Raw genomic sequence first — 13,410 nt, 5'->3', positions numbered from 1 at the left:
TGGATACCGAAACCTACGGGCAACTGGGGGCGAGGTTGTGGCCTAGCGTCCTGGGTCAGGGATGGCGGTCGATACCGATTACTTGCTGCTGCCTGGTGGGGACAACGGCAGAGGCTGGGATAAACTAGTGCCGGCGTTGCTCCCTAGGTATGACCCGCTTCCTGCACAGCGCTGAGCCGAAAGTGCCCCCCCGGGCAAGCTGGAAACAGCGCCTACAGCAAATCTTGTCGCCTTGGCAGGAGTTTGACGGCATTTTGCTAGCTACGGTGCTGACCTTGACGGGCATCGGCATCATTGCCATCCGCAGCGCGGTCTGGGGGCGCCCCGTCAGCCATTACTGGCTGCAGCAGTTGATCATGGCTGGCATCGGCCTGGTGCTCTTGGGGATGGTGGCCCGGATCCCCTATGAGCGGTTGTTGCGCTGGCACTGGTTGACCTACTTCCTAAGCTTGGCGGGCTTGATTGCGGTGCTTTTTTTCGGCACAGCAGCAGGGGGAGCCGAGCGGTGGATCTCCATTGCCGGCGTTCAGGTGCAACCGTCCGAGTTTGCCAAGGTGGGGGTCATTATTACCCTGGCGGCCATTTTGCATCACTGGCCAATCAGGTACTTCAGCCAGATTTGGGTAGCTGTTGCCGTCGTCGCCCCTCCTTGGATTTTGATCTGTCTTCAGCCCAATTTGGGTACGGCCCTGGTGTTTGTGGCTATCTTGCTAGCCATGCTCTACTGGGCTGGAGCCAAGGGCAGTTGGATCCTCTTGCTGGTGTCGCCAGGGGTGGGAGCCATTCTCTACGGCCTGCACACCCGCCCCGAGCTGAGTTGGATGATCTGGGTTTGGTTACTCTGGTGTCTGGGCATGGCCAGCCTAGCCGCTTGGAAGCTGCCTTGGCGGTGGACAGGGGCAGTGACCTTTGGTGTCATTAACCTGCTCTCGGGGCAGCTAGGCCAGGTGGCCTGGAACCTGCTCAAGCCCTACCAGCGGCGGCGGCTGGAGATCTTCCTCGACCCCACCCAAGAGCCCTGGGGATCTGGCTACCACCTCATCCAGTCTCGCATTGCCATTGGCGCTGGCGGGCTCTGGGGCCGCGGCCTCCACCAGGGCACCCAAACCCAACTGGACTTCATCCCCGAGCAACACACCGACTTCATTTTCTCCGCCATCGGGGAAGAGATGGGCTTTGTCGGCACCTTGACGGTGTTGATCCTGCTTTGGATTCTGTGTGCACGGCTAATTTGGATTGCCCAAGGAGCTAAGGACAACTTCGGGTCTCTGATCGCCATTGGGGTGCTAGCGATGATCCTCTTTCAAGCAGTGGTCAACATCGGCATGACTGTTGGCCTAGCTCCCATCACAGGTTTGCCCTTGCCTTTTTTAAGCTATGGCCGCTCGGCTTTGCTAGCCAACTTTCTGGCCATTGGCCTGGTGGAATCGGTGGTTCTGCACCGCCAACCCCCTAGCCTTTTCAGGAAAAAGTAACCTAGCCGTCGCGAAGGAGGACAAAGCCCCAGTAAGCTGCTGCCAACACTAAGATGGGGACAGCAAATCCTAGAAGCTGAGCTGCCCATGCCCAATCTGGATCCCGCCCTGTACTTCGATCACAGTGCTACTACTCCGCCGCGTCCGGAGGTGATCGAGGCCATGCGGCTGGCGATGCAGGAAAGTTGGGGCAACCCCTCCAGCTTGCACGGGTGGGGAGAACGGGCTGCCATGGCCATGGAACGGGCGCGGCAGCAGGTGGCTGGGCTGCTCAACTGTGAGCCGGAGGCATTGGTGTTTACTTCCGGCGGGACGGAGTCTAACAACTTGGCCTTATTTGGGGTGGCGCAGCGCTACTCCCAGCCGCAGCACCTAATCATCTCCAGCGTTGAGCATGCCTCGGTGGAGAATGCCGCCCGCCGCTTGCAGGCCCAGGGCTGGCAGGTGACCCGCCTGCCGGTAAATGCTGCCGGCCAGGTGGATCCCCAAGCGTTGCTCCAGGCACTCCAGCCCAACACCGTTTTGGTCTCCGTTGTCCATGGTCAGAACGAGGTGGGATCCCTGCAGCCCATTGCCGAGCTGGGGCAGATCTGCCGCCAAGCGGGGGTCCTGTTCCACACCGACGCGGTGCAGACGGTGGGGCGGATCCCCTTGGATCTGGCGCAGCTGCCGGTGGATCTGCTCTCCCTTTCTGGGCACAAGCTCTATGGCCCTCAAGGGGTGGGAGCGCTCTATGTCCGGCCAGGAGTAGAGCTGCAGCCGCTGCTAGGAGGGGGCGGGCAAGAACGGCGGCTGCGGCCCGGCACCCAAGGGATCCCTGCCATTGTCGGTCTAGGGGTGGCGGCGGCCCTGGCAGCCCAAGAGCTGCAGCAGGAGACGGCCCGCTTGCGACAGCTGCAACGGCACTTGGCACAATTACTAGCTGCCGTGCCCAGTTTGCGGCTAACTGGCCCTGCGGAGCTGGAGCAACGACTGCCCCACCACCTCAGTTACTGCACTACCGCGATTTCGGGGAACGTGCTGGTGCGGGAGATGAGCCGCCAGGGGATCGCTATCAGTGCCGGCTCTGCCTGCAGCAGCGGCCAACAGATCCCTAGCCGCATTCTCCTAGCCATGGGCTATTCCGAAGCCGAGGCCCTCGGGTCTATTCGCCTTAGCCTTGGCAGAGCCACCACTCAAGCAGCAGTTGAGCAAGTGGCCCAATCGCTGCGGGCGGTGCTCCTTTCTGTTTCCGAGCCAGCTCCCCAACCCCTTCCTGAATTGGCGGCTAGGTTAAGGTGATAGAGAGTCACAAGACTGGTCGCCATGGCTGAGATGAGTCCCTATCAAGTGCTGGGGGTCAGTGAAGAAGCCTCTTTTGAGGAGATCCAGTCGGCGCGGGCACGGCTTCTGGCCAGCTTGGCTGCCGATGAAGAGCAGCAAGAGCGGGTGGAACAAGCCTACGACGCCATTCTGATGCAGCGCCTGCGCCTGCGCAAAGAGGGCAAGATCCCTGTCCCGGATCGCATTCGCTACGCTGAACAGCGTCCTGCTCCTCCCGAGCCAGCGTTGAATTTACCCCGCCCCGTCCAGAAGAGTCGCTGGCTGGACACTCCTTCGGTAGCCGCTGTCCTTTGGCCGGCAGCGATTTTGGGAGGGTTGTTGGGTTGGGTTGTCCTCTCCCCTGAAGAGTATCCCTCCCTACAACTAGCGCTGGGGCTGATGACCTCTACCTATTTCCTGTACCGCAAGGAACGCCGCTTCCTTCGCTCTTTCCTCCTAGCGCTGGCAGCCTTGATCCTGGGGCTGGCGTTGGCCTATGCCCTTGCTTTGCCCCTTACTGGCGGCGATGCTCCTGGCATCCTGTTGGTGGGGATGACGTTTGGGTTGATGTGGCTGGTAACCAGCTTTTTGCGCTAGTGCCGCCTAAAGGAGCTCTCATCCCTCACCTTTTTCTAGAAGTGGGGGTTTTCTCATTTGCCAAATCGTCGCTGGCGCGACTGGTAGCTGAGCAGAGCCTGGTGAAAAGCAGCGCGGTCAAAATCTGGCCAAAGGATGGGGGTGAAGTACTGCTCAGTGTAGGCCATCTGCCAGAGCAAGAAGTTACTGAGGCGCATCTCGCCACTGGTGCGGATTAACAAGTCAGGGTCCGAGAGGCCGTTGGTGTAGAGAAACTGGGAGAAAAGGGCCTCGTCGATCTGATCCGGCTGCAGCAGTCCCTGCTGAACCAGGGTGGCAATGGAGCGGCAAGCCTCCAGAATCTCTTGCCTTCCTCCGTAGTTGAGAGCCACCGTCAAGCAAAGGCTCTCGTTGTGCTGGGTACACTCCACTGCCTGCCCAATGGCCTCCTGCAAAGAGGGGGGCAGGGCTGATAGCTGGCCAGCAAACTGGATGCGCACCCCTTGCTCCCTCATTTCCTCGAGCTCTTGCCACAGCACCTGCTCAAACAAGGTCATGAGAAAATCCACCTCTTCGCGGGCGCGGCCCCAGTTCTCAGTGGAGAAGGCGTAGACGGTCAGAAGGGGGATCCCCCAGTCGTGGCAGCAGCGAACCAGCTCCTTCAAGGCCGCCACCCCCCGCTGATGGCCGACGCTGCGAGGAAGCCCTCGCTTTTGCGCCCACCGCCCGTTGCCATCCATCACCACGGCCACGTGGCGGGGTAACAACTGCGGATCGAGATCGGCAGGCAACTGCAGAAGATGAGCAGGAGAAAGGGTCATGGAGGTTATCCTTTGGGAAGCGTTTTCTTAGGTTTGCGAAAGCGTTTTGCCAGTTCAATCAGGGATCTCCCCCAGCCCAACAGTCCGTTACAAACCCAAGGGTGGATCCCCAGTTTCCCCAGAGGAGCCTCTCGTTTTTTGGCTTGGCGGGAATGGCGCAGCCGCTCCAGCAGCAGCTCCTGTAACCTGGCACTGGTCAGGGGGCGCTCGATGCGTCCACCCTCTGCTAGAGAAATGGAGCCAGTTTCCTCTGAAACCACGATACACAAGCAATTGGCTTGCTCGGTAATCCCCATGGCGGCGCGGTGTCGTGTGCCCAGGTGCCTCCCAGCAGGCCGCTCTGAGACTGGCAGGATTACCCCTGCTGCCCGAATGCGATCCCGATGGATAAGAACTGCCCCGTCGTGGAGCAAGGTCGAGGTCTGAAAAATCGTCTGCAAGAGTTCCCGCGATACTCGTGCCTGAAGGGAGACCCCCTTGTCCGTAAACACCCGCGAGTCAATGGGCTGATCCGGCTCAATCACAATCAGAGCCCCCGTTCGACTTTGGGAGAGCTCCCGCACCGCTTGCACCACCTCCTCCACCAAGCCCTCCTCAGAATCTTCCTCCTCCTCGTCTGGCGAACCTGACCACTCCAGGGGAATGGTCTTTGCCAACTGCTCCAAGAGCTGCCGAAGCTCCGGCTGAAAGAGCACCCCCATGGCCACGGCCGCAGCCAGGAGCAGGCGATCCAAGATGAGGTGCACCAGCGGCAGCGAGGCTGAGGCCAGGTAAAGTACCAACAGTACCGTAAATCCCCGCAGTAGGACACCAGCCCGGCTCTTGCGGGTGGAATAGAGGGCCAAAGCCAAGAGCAGGACAGCCAGAGCCCCGTCCAAGAGGCTGAGAGGGTTAAATTGCTGTAGCCAAGCCCATAAGGCCGCCCGCATGCCGAAAAACCCCGTTCACGCTCCCCTCGTGCTCCAGACCTTCTGCCTGCGCTGTCCTGCAGTGAGAATCTTGCTGGACTTTGGTTCCCTGACCAGCCTACCATTGCTCTCCTCCCTGGCCTCCAGCTCTTCCCTGTTGAGACCAGCGGGCTAGATCCCCCTTGGCAAGTTGGGGCAGCCCCCTAGCGCCGTAACTGCTCTGGTAGGATATCCAGACGGATTAAATCGGCATAAGTTTCCCGCCGCAGGATTAACTGGGCCTTCCCTTGGTTAACCAGCACCGCTGCTGGCCGAGGAAAGCGGTTGTAGTTGGAGGCCATGCTGTAGTTGTAGGCCCCGGTGGACAACACAACTAGGACTTCGCCGGGCGCTGGGTTGGGCAAAAGCACATCTTTCAAGAGCACATCTCCCGACTCGCAGTGTTTGCCGGCCACTGTCACCCGCTGGGTGGCCTCGGCCTCGGGGCGGTTGGCCAAGAGGGCGGTGTAGCGGGCCCCGTAGGTGATAGGCCGGGGGTTGTCAGACATGCCGCCGTCGATGGTGACGTAGAGGCGGCCTTCGGGAAGGTCGTCGCTGGGCGGGATCCACTTCTTGCCCCCCAAGGTATAGGCGGTTACCGCCGCTGGCCCAACCACAGAGCGCCCAGGCTCGCAGAGCACCTTGGGCAGTGGGATCCCGGCGGCGGTGAAACTCTGCTGCACTGCCGTGGCCACCGCTTCCACCCACTCGGAGATGGATGGGGGATCGTCGGACTCGACGTAGCGGATCCCCAGGCCGCCGCCCACATTGAGCTCCTGAAGGGGCAGACCTCTGTCTAGCCCTTGCTGCCAAATGCGGGCCAGCACTCCTGCCAGATCCCGGTGTCCTTGCAGGTCAAAAATCTGAGACCCAATGTGGGCGTGGAGCCCGACGCAGTGCAGTTGGGGATGGGCTGCCAGAAAATCAAACACCTCAGGCAGTTGCCATTGGCCAATGCCGAATTTGCTGTCGGTTTGGCCGGTGCGGATGTACTCGTGGGTGTGGACGTCAATGCCAGGGTTAACCCGCACCAACAGACGGGCCGGCCGGTCAGGGGTGGCCAGAGCGGCCAGCTGCTGCAGCTCGTGGAGGCTATCGGCCACCAGAGTGCAGCCTACCTCAAGGGCCATGGCCAGCTCCTCTGCCGACTTGGCGTTGCCGTGCAGGTAGAGATCTTCCCCCTTGGCCCCTGCTTGCAGGGCGGTGTACAGCTCGCCGCCAGAGGCCACGTCCAGACCTAGCCCTTCTTGCAGCGCCAAGGCGCAGATGGCCAGGCAGCTCCAGGCTTTGGTGGCATACAACACCCGATAGCTGCCGGCGTAGCAGCGGGCCCAGCTGTCGCGATAGAGATGGCAGGCCTGCCGCAGGGTCCATTCGTCCAGGATGTAGAGGGGGGAGCCAAACTGGCGCACGAGCTCCACCACGTCACAGCCGCCAATTTCCAGGTGGCCCTGGCTGTTGACGCGGCTGGTTAACGGCTGCAGCGACTGGTTGGGAGAAACCACGGAAGAGGGCGTGCCGAGGGTTGAAACCATAGTTGCCAGCTAAAAGACTGTCTTCCACCCTACCAAGTTTCCTCTCCAGTTTGGCCGGGGGGAGATCCCCTCTACCCCCCTGGGCAGAGATTGCTCCTGGGCATTAGTCTCTTTTTTCTGCTACCATGGAGGACCAGCGTCTATGGGTCGATGCCCGAGTGGTTAAAGGGGGCGGACTGTAAATCCGCTGGCTTACGCCTACGTTGGTTCGAATCCAACTCGGCCCACCATGCCGCCCACGTAGCTCAGTGGCAGAGCACCCCCTTGGTAAGGGGGAGGTCACGAGTTCAATCCTCGTCGTGGGCTTAGGCGCAAGCCCCAAGTTCTGCGGCTTGGGGTTTCTCTTCCCCAGGCTTGGCAATCTCGCCGCTGAGGGAAAAGGCCCGCGTGGCGGTGATGCGCACTGGCACCAGGGATCCCAGCAGTTGTTCAGGATCGCCGTCGAAGAAAACGATGCGGTTGCCGCGGGTACGTCCCATAGCTTGGCGAGGATTTTTGGGGTTGGGGCCCTCCACCAGCACCTCCTGCACCTGGCCCAGCAGGCGAGCGCTGCGGGCGGCAGCCACCTCGGCTACCAGGCGGTTGAGTCGTTGCAGGCGATCGCTTTTTTCCTCTTCCGGCACTTGGTCGGGCCACTCGGCTGCTGGCGTGCCAGGGCGGGGGGAGTAGGCAGCGGTATTGAGGAAATCGAAGCCGATATCCTTCACCAGTTGCAGGGTTTCCTGGAACTGGGCCTCTGTTTCGCCGGGGAAGCCAACGATGGCATCGGCGCTAATGGTGGCTTCAGGTATGTACTGGCGGATGAGCTGGATGAGCTGGCGGTAGCGCTCCTGGGTATAGCCGCGCCGCATCCGCCTGAGGACTTCGTCGCTGCCGGCCTGGAAGGGAATGTGGAAGTGCTCGCACACCTTAGGCAGCTCGGCACAGGTGGCAATGAGCTCTTCCGTGAAGTAGCGCGGGTGGCTGGTGGCAAAGCGGATCCGCTCGATCCCTTCCACTGAGTGGACAAAGCGCAGCAAGCTGGCCAAGTTGGTCTTGGGATCCAGATCCCGCCCGTAGGCGTCGATGTTTTGCCCCAGCAGGGTTACCTCGCGGTAGCCAGCTCGGGCTACGTCCTCCATCTCGGCGCGGATGGCCTGGGGTTGGCGCGATTGCTCCCGTCCCCGCACCAGCGGCACAATGCAGTAGGTGCAGCGCTCGTTGCAGCCGTAGATAACGTTAATCCAGGCTGTTACCCGGCTGTCGCGGCGGGGTTTGGTGATGTCTTCTGGGATCTCGACGGGCTCAGTGGCCACCACTTGGTTGCCGGCCTCCACCTGGGCCAGCAGATCCCCAAGGCGGTTGACGTACTGAGGGCCCATGACTAGATCGAGCTCGGGGACGCGGCGCAGCAGCCGCTCTCCCTCCTGCTGGGCCACGCAGCCGGCCACGATGAGCTTGATGGCGGGGTTTTTCCGCTTGCGCTGCGCCTGGATGCCCAGGTAGGAATACACCTTTTGCTCAGCGTTGTCGCGGATGGTGCAAGTATTAAAAAGAACCAAGTCCGCCTGTAGCGCGTCTTCGGCACGCACATACCCCAGCGACTCCAGGATCCCGGCCATGCGCTCGCTGTCGGCCCGATTCATTTGACAGCCGAAGGTGATGATGGAGTAGGTGGGAGCAGCCATGGGAAGACCAGAAGACAGGGCAAGCAATCTCTACCTTTGAGCTTAGCGGATCCTTAAGTGAAGCAGTGGCGGCAACCTCAAGGGTTCCCTCGACCCCTTGGAGCGGCCCAAGCTGGGACTGACTTTGCCCAAGCAGTGCCCCCAGGGGACTAGCCGCCGATCCTCAGTCCGGCATGAGGGCGTGAACCTGCTTGCTGCCATTGGGGTAGAGCAGGGCGCGCTTGGGGCCGTGGATGGGATCCTCGACAATGATGGTCTCGTCGCGGCTGGCCCCCAGCGAGACAATGGCAATCGGCACCTGCATCAACTGGGCCAAAAACTTCAGGTAGTCGTAGGCTTCGGGGGGCAAGTCCTCAACGGAGCGGCAGCCTTTGGTGGAGCACCTCCAGCCGGGCAGGGTTTTGTAGATGGGTTTGCACTGGGCAAAGACCCGAGCGTCACTGGGAAAGTGGTGGATCTCACGGCCCTGGTACTCGTAGGCCACACACACCTTGATCTCGTCTAGAGCATCCAGGACATCCAGCTTGGTGATGGCCAGGCAGTCGAGGCCGTTGATGCGCACAGCGTAGCGCCCGATGACGCCATCAAACCACCCACAGCGCCGTTGCCGCCCGGTAGTGGTGCCGACTTCGCCGCCGGCAGATTGCAAATAGGCGCCAATCTCGTCTTTCAGTTCGGTGGGGAAGGGGCCTTCGCCGACGCGGGTGGTGTAAGCCTTGGCTACCCCGATCACCCGGTCGATGCTGGTGGGGCCAACTCCAGCCCCCACGCAGGCGCCGCCAGCAATGGGATGAGAGGAGGTGACGTAGGGGTAGGTGCCATAGTCAATGTCCAGCAGCGTACCCTGCGCCCCCTCAAAGAGGATGTTCTGCCGCTCCTCGATGGCTTGGGTAAGAAGCAGGGCAGCGTCGGTAACATAGGGGCGCAGCCGCTCGGCATAGGCCAGGTATTGCTCGATAATCGGCTCGGGATCTAAGGGGGGCAGGTTGTAGATCTTCTCCAGCAAAACATTCTTGTAGGGAATGGCCCAACTGAGGCGCTCCCGCAGTTGGTCGGGGTACATCAAGTCCACGACGCGGATGCCCATGCGCTCGGCCTTGTCGGCATAGGTGGGGCCAATGCCTCGCCCGGTGGTGCCCAGCTTGTAGATGCCGCGCCGCTCTTCTTCGGCCACGTCGATGAGGCGGTGGTAGGGCAAGGTTACGTGGGCCGTTTCGGCAATGTAGAGGTTGTGGGTGGAGATCCCCAGTTGGTGCAGCTGGTCGATCTCGGCCAGCAAGACTTCGGGATCGATCACCGTGCCGCTGGCGATGACGCAGCGCTTATCGGGGTAGAGAATGCCAGAGGGAATGAGGTGCAACTTAAAGGTCTGGCCCCCCACCACCACGGTGTGGCCGGCGTTGACGCCGCCTTGGTAGCGGACGACCACATGGGCTTTTTCACTGAGGAGGTCGGTAATTTTCCCTTTTCCCTCGTCGCCCCACTGGGCACCAACAACTACAACGTTTGCCAAAGGCTTCTCCCCCAGTCGGTAATGTAAACAGCACAAAAACCCCTCTTCCGGGGCCGCTGCACTAATTTACCCCATTGCTCCGGCTGGTGTTGAGGGCCTTTGACAAAAAGGTTAACAATCGATTAACTTTTTGCTCTCTCAACTCCCCGGCTTGAACAGGCCAATGGCGGTAACCCGGTTAGAGCCCACCGCAAAGGCAAAAGACAGGCCGAGGGCGTCGTAGTTGACGTAGTAACGGTCGTCGCGCAGGTATTCCCGGCTCCCTTTGGGATAGGGCACGACCTCGTTGTAGCCATTTTCCCCGGGGCCGCCGTAGGTGGCAATGACTTCCGAGTAGGTGGAGCCGATGCGGATCCCTTCGCCAGTCATGGCTTCGGGGTGGGTGGTGTAGATGCGGTCGGCAAAAAAGCTATTGAGGACGCCCGGACGGCGGTAGGCAAAGAGGATGTAGTCCTGCAAGTAGAAGATCTTCAGGTCGCTGTTGGGCTGAAAGACGTTGGCCCGTGACTCGGCGGGGATGAGATCCACGTTGCCCAAAAGGTGGGTGTCGACGTTGCGGGTATCCATGCCCAGGACAAAGCGACCGACGCGGCCCTCTTGAACCAGGACGGTGGGGCGGGGCGGGGGGCTGGGCTGGCGGGGGGGTAGGGCCAGGGCCTCTAGAGCGGCCTTTAGCCAAGCGTCCTCATCTCCCTCTACCTTTTGCAGGGGCACCAAGCCCTGGGCTAAGGAGCGTCCATCGCCGGTCTTCCAGGTGGCCACGGCCAGCTCCACCGCTGCACCAGAAGGAAGGGCAAAGAAGCGGGTCTGGCGCTCGCTGCCTTGGGCGGTCTGTCCCACAATAACGGTGTTGCCGCTAGCTCCCAACTGAGCTGCCAGGAGGGTGGCCCCCTGGCGGGTGTTGCCGTCGACAAGAACGACCAAGGGGATCCCGGCAGCTAGCGGCAGGTTTTCGCTGTTCCAGCGGGTGGACTGACCAAAGCGGTCTTCGGTAACCAGCAGCGGTTGCACGGAGCGAGGCAAAAATAGGCGCGCCACATCCGCTATCACTTGCGGGTCATAGCCCACCGACCCGCGCAGGTCGAGGACAATGCCCTGGCTGTAATCCTGAGTGTAGAGGGCTTGGCGGATCTGCTGGGCAGTGGCAGGGGTGAGCTCCGGCACTGCCAGATAAACCTGGCGCGGGCCAATCTGACGTGCCTGGAGAGGCGGGCGAGGACGGCTGAGCAGGTCCCTGAAGCTTTGCGGATCCCAGAAGCGATCGGCGGGATCCCCGTATTCGCGCAGGATCTCTCGAATCAGCTCGTACTCGACTTCGATAGGCGGGCGGGGATCCCTGTAGGTGCGGGTCAACAGGCGGCTGTAGAGGTCGTTGTAGTTGACCGCAGCAGCTTGCTTGCCCGCTTGCCAAGACTCGTTGATGAACAACTTCACCAGGTAGCGCAGATCCTGGCCCATTGGTGGGGAAGCGGCCGGTATCCTGGAAGCAGGGGACACCTCTGGGGACGGAGGAACTGGATCGACTCTCGGCTCCTCAACAGAGGGGACGACCGGCACCGGCGGCAAGCCTGGCTGTCCCATCACTTTGCCAGGAAGGGCTCCGCTGAGCGCCACGACCGTGCCCCATACCCGAATTGCCCGCGCAAACCCCTTCATGGTGACCTGCCCTTGTTTGCAGATGCTGTGAATAGGATAAACTCTGGGCAATCTGCTCCACCCCTGTCGGCAGGGCCAAATGCTGGTTTTTTAAGCCATTAAGACACTACCAGTTGTTTCCCCTTTTGCGGATCCCTTAGCTCTCGGCAGACCAAATTTTGCGGATGGGCAGGGTGAAGCCGGGGAGCACGTCTTCTCCCGACAAGGTTTCTGGGTCTTCCACTAGCTCCGGCGCCTGTCCTGCCCGGTAGATCATCACCCGCTTGGCCTTGGGATCCAAAAGCCACCCCAAGCGACAGCCGTTGTCCAAGTACTCCTGCATCTTGGCCTGGGCTTGAACCCAAGAATCGGTGGGCGAGAGGATCTCCACCACAAAGTCAGGACACAGGGGCAAGAATCCCTGGCGGGTCTGGGGATCCAGAGCCTCCCACTTTTCCAGCGGGATCCAGGCCAGGTCAGGAGAGCGGTCGCTGCCTGAAGGCAGAGAAAACCCCGTGGAAGAATCAAAGGTTTTGCCTCGGCCTGATTGGCGATTCCAGAGGGTTAGCTCTGTGGTGATCTCTGCATTCCAGTGGCCAACTTCACCGCCAGTGGGGGACATGATCACCAGCTCTCCTCGGGCAGTGCGCTCTAGCTTTAGCTCAGGATTGGCCGCACATAGCCGGATAAAATCCTCTCGCGTCAGAGTCATCAAGGGGCTGAGATTGAGCGTCAAGGCCGTCATGGCATGAACTGGACATTCCCATGCAAAACTGGATTCCAGAATAACCCCCTGCTGAAGGGCAATAGGAAGCAATTGGGAGCCCTGGCTCTAGTTTATAAAGTCTCAGTCTGGTTTGGCTCTGATTCAACGTTTTCCAGGTCTTGAGAGTAGGGGAGAGAGTCTTGCTCTGGGCAATTTCCTGCTCGAAGTGTGTCCGGGCTTGAGGATGGATCCCTGCTGCAATACCTGAGGCGCACCTCTTCTGTGTGCCTGTCAAGCACCATTCTCAGAGCACAAAACCAGTTGGTGGCAAGCTTGTTGAAGTGGGCCAGCGCTGCTTCGGCAAGGGATCCCTCTGCACCCCGATAGAGGTATCGCACCAGGGTATCGGCGACCATGACCTGCACTTCAGTGCCATTGGGCAGTTGACCGACAACATTGCCTGCAAATACGGCGGGTGTTAGCGGATTGGGATCCCTGGCTGAGACTTCAGCCAGAGCATAGTTTTCGGCAACAACGACTGCGCCGGTTTACACCGGGCATAGGTCGAAGAGCTGGCATTCCAAAATCTCCTGAAAGGGGTTACTCTGCTCTCTAGGACAGCCAGTAGCAGTAGCCCAGCCTGCCCGCCCCTAGGAATTCGCCTCTGGGCTAGCGAGTAAATCGGCCTTCTGGAGAAGGTAGCGCACCTCTGCTTGCAGCTCCGGCCACTTGTAGGTAAGCAAATTGGGCTTGGGGATAAACAGCAGCTGATAGCCGGGCTTTAGCTGGGGACAGAGAAGGCGTATGGCCTCCCGCAAGCGACGTCGCAGCCGATTTCGCCGTACCGCCGATTTGTCTACCTTTTTGCTAACCGCCAGCCCCACCTGGCTAGGGATCCCTTCACCTCCTGCCGGCATTGGCTGAAACAGAAGGGTCAAGCCCGCCGTGGAACGCCGCTGACCTGCCTGGTAAAGTGCCTGAAATGCCCGCCGATCCCGCAAGCGATAAGGAGCAGGTAGCATGGTGGCGGCTCCCAGATCCCACCCCAAGTTAACACTTGCTTGTGCCTCTAGCAGGGGAGTTGGGTGCCTCAGCAAGCAGCCAGGCGATAACGCCCCTTGGCCCGCCGCCGCTTCAAGACTCGCCGCCCACCTGGGGTGCGCATTCTGGCTCGAAACCCAGAAACACGAATGCGTCTGCGATTGGTGCCACGAAGGGTACGCTGAGGCATGG

13 protein-coding genes and 2 tRNA genes are annotated in these 13,410 nt (G+C 60.7%); 6 read left to right on the top strand and 9 right to left on the bottom strand.

Annotated features, from left to right (window positions below):
- The first annotated feature begins 149 nt into the window (after positions 1-149).
- The 3 genes from rodA (at position 150) to NW833_RS00910 (ending at position 3,374) form a co-directional block, all read left to right on the top strand.
- Positions 150-1,475, top strand: a complete 1,326-nt coding sequence (gene rodA, locus NW833_RS00920) for a rod shape-determining protein RodA (RefSeq protein ID WP_414411238.1) — start codon at positions 150-152, stop codon at positions 1,473-1,475.
- Positions 1,476-1,562: 87 nt separating this feature from the next.
- Positions 1,563-2,756 (top strand): cysteine desulfurase family protein, encoded by a 1,194-nt coding sequence (locus NW833_RS00915; protein WP_414405323.1) that lies wholly within the window; start codon positions 1,563-1,565, stop codon positions 2,754-2,756.
- A 24-nt stretch (positions 2,757-2,780) separates the two neighbouring features.
- Complete coding sequence (locus tag NW833_RS00910; protein WP_414393738.1) at positions 2,781-3,374, top strand: CPP1-like family protein; 594 nt, start codon at positions 2,781-2,783, stop codon at positions 3,372-3,374.
- Positions 3,375-3,427: 53 nt separating this feature from the next.
- On the opposite strand, the gene NW833_RS00905 is transcribed toward NW833_RS00910, so the two are convergent.
- The 3 genes from NW833_RS00905 to lysA form a co-directional block, all read right to left on the bottom strand.
- Positions 3,428-4,174: an isoprenyl transferase gene (locus tag NW833_RS00905; RefSeq protein ID WP_414411237.1), complete on the bottom strand. Its 747-nt coding sequence runs from the start codon at positions 4,172-4,174 to the stop codon at positions 3,428-3,430.
- Between the two features lie 5 nt (positions 4,175-4,179).
- Positions 4,180-5,103 carry a diadenylate cyclase CdaA gene (gene cdaA / locus NW833_RS00900; RefSeq protein ID WP_414411236.1) on the bottom strand — a complete coding sequence of 308 codons (924 nt, stop codon included), beginning with the start codon at positions 5,101-5,103 and terminating at the stop codon, positions 4,180-4,182.
- A gap of 182 nt (positions 5,104-5,285) precedes the next feature.
- The gene (lysA, locus tag NW833_RS00895; RefSeq protein WP_414411235.1) at positions 5,286-6,656 is read right to left on the bottom strand and encodes a diaminopimelate decarboxylase; all 1,371 of its coding nucleotides are present in this window, start codon (positions 6,654-6,656) and stop codon (positions 5,286-5,288) included.
- A 144-nt stretch (positions 6,657-6,800) separates the two neighbouring features.
- Here lysA and NW833_RS00890 point away from each other — a divergent pair.
- Together NW833_RS00890 and NW833_RS00885 are read left to right on the top strand one after the other, a co-directional pair.
- Positions 6,801-6,886 (top strand) — tRNA-Tyr (locus NW833_RS00890).
- Positions 6,887-6,890: 4 nt separating this feature from the next.
- A tRNA-Thr gene (locus NW833_RS00885) sits at positions 6,891-6,962 on the top strand.
- Here NW833_RS00885 and miaB read toward each other — a convergent pair.
- The 4 genes from miaB to NW833_RS00865 form a co-directional block, all read right to left on the bottom strand.
- The gene (gene miaB, locus NW833_RS00880) at positions 6,962-8,323 is read right to left on the bottom strand and encodes a tRNA (N6-isopentenyl adenosine(37)-C2)-methylthiotransferase MiaB (RefSeq protein WP_414393726.1); all 1,362 of its coding nucleotides are present in this window, start codon (positions 8,321-8,323) and stop codon (positions 6,962-6,964) included. The two genes, NW833_RS00885 and miaB, sit on opposite strands and share 1 nt — an antisense overlap.
- 163 nt (positions 8,324-8,486) lie before the next feature.
- Complete coding sequence (locus NW833_RS00875) at positions 8,487-9,836, bottom strand: adenylosuccinate synthase (protein ID WP_414393723.1); 1,350 nt, start codon at positions 9,834-9,836, stop codon at positions 8,487-8,489.
- A gap of 138 nt (positions 9,837-9,974) precedes the next feature.
- On the bottom strand, positions 9,975-11,492 hold the full coding sequence (locus NW833_RS00870; RefSeq protein WP_414411234.1) for a S41 family peptidase: 1,518 nt from the start codon (positions 11,490-11,492) through the stop codon (positions 9,975-9,977).
- A gap of 136 nt (positions 11,493-11,628) precedes the next feature.
- Positions 11,629-12,216 carry a Uma2 family endonuclease gene (locus NW833_RS00865; protein ID WP_414411233.1) on the bottom strand — a complete coding sequence of 196 codons (588 nt, stop codon included), beginning with the start codon at positions 12,214-12,216 and terminating at the stop codon, positions 11,629-11,631.
- Positions 12,217-12,518: 302 nt separating this feature from the next.
- Here NW833_RS00865 and NW833_RS00860 point away from each other — a divergent pair, with 302 nt between their 5' ends.
- Positions 12,519-12,659 (top strand): hypothetical protein, encoded by a 141-nt coding sequence (locus NW833_RS00860; protein WP_414393716.1) that lies wholly within the window; start codon positions 12,519-12,521, stop codon positions 12,657-12,659.
- 168 nt (positions 12,660-12,827) lie between these two features.
- Here NW833_RS00860 and rnpA read toward each other — a convergent pair whose 3' ends face one another.
- A complete protein-coding gene (gene rnpA, locus NW833_RS00855) occupies positions 12,828-13,199 on the bottom strand; it encodes a ribonuclease P protein component (RefSeq protein WP_414393714.1) in 372 nt (123 codons plus the stop codon).
- A 68-nt stretch (positions 13,200-13,267) separates the two neighbouring features.
- Entirely contained in the window at positions 13,268-13,408 is a 141-nt protein-coding gene (rpmH, locus tag NW833_RS00850) for a 50S ribosomal protein L34 (protein ID WP_414393711.1), read from the bottom strand.
- Positions 13,409-13,410: the final 2 nt, after the last annotated feature.

Source organism: Synechococcus sp. O70.1, assembly GCF_047462215.1.
Classification (GTDB): Bacteria; Cyanobacteriota; Cyanobacteriia; order Thermostichales; family Thermostichaceae; genus Thermostichus.
This window is presented reverse-complemented; position numbering and strand designations above follow the sequence as displayed.

What these genes read in the sequence shown, in the direction of transcription:
- NW833_RS00865 (WP_414411233.1), bottom strand. Translation starts at nt 12,216, where the DNA reads ATGACGGCCTTGACGCTCAATCTCAGCCCCTTGATGACTCTGACGCGA.
- miaB (WP_414393726.1), bottom strand. Translation starts at nt 8,323, where the DNA reads ATGGCTGCTCCCACCTACTCCATCATCACCTTCGGCTGTCAAATGAAT.
- rodA (WP_414411238.1), top strand. Translation starts at nt 150, where the DNA reads ATGACCCGCTTCCTGCACAGCGCTGAGCCGAAAGTGCCCCCCCGGGCA.
- lysA (WP_414411235.1), bottom strand. Translation starts at nt 6,656, where the DNA reads ATGGTTTCAACCCTCGGCACGCCCTCTTCCGTGGTTTCTCCCAACCAG.
- rpmH (WP_414393711.1), bottom strand. Translation starts at nt 13,408, where the DNA reads ATGCCTCAGCGTACCCTTCGTGGCACCAATCGCAGACGCATTCGTGTT.
- rnpA (WP_414393714.1), bottom strand. Translation starts at nt 13,199, where the DNA reads ATGCTACCTGCTCCTTATCGCTTGCGGGATCGGCGGGCATTTCAGGCA.
- NW833_RS00915 (WP_414405323.1), top strand. Translation starts at nt 1,563, where the DNA reads ATGCCCAATCTGGATCCCGCCCTGTACTTCGATCACAGTGCTACTACT.
- NW833_RS00905 (WP_414411237.1), bottom strand. Translation starts at nt 4,174, where the DNA reads ATGACCCTTTCTCCTGCTCATCTTCTGCAGTTGCCTGCCGATCTCGAT.
- NW833_RS00870 (WP_414411234.1), bottom strand. Translation starts at nt 11,492, where the DNA reads ATGAAGGGGTTTGCGCGGGCAATTCGGGTATGGGGCACGGTCGTGGCG.
- cdaA (WP_414411236.1), bottom strand. Translation starts at nt 5,103, where the DNA reads ATGCGGGCGGCCTTATGGGCTTGGCTACAGCAATTTAACCCTCTCAGC.
- NW833_RS00910 (WP_414393738.1), top strand. Translation starts at nt 2,781, where the DNA reads ATGGCTGAGATGAGTCCCTATCAAGTGCTGGGGGTCAGTGAAGAAGCC.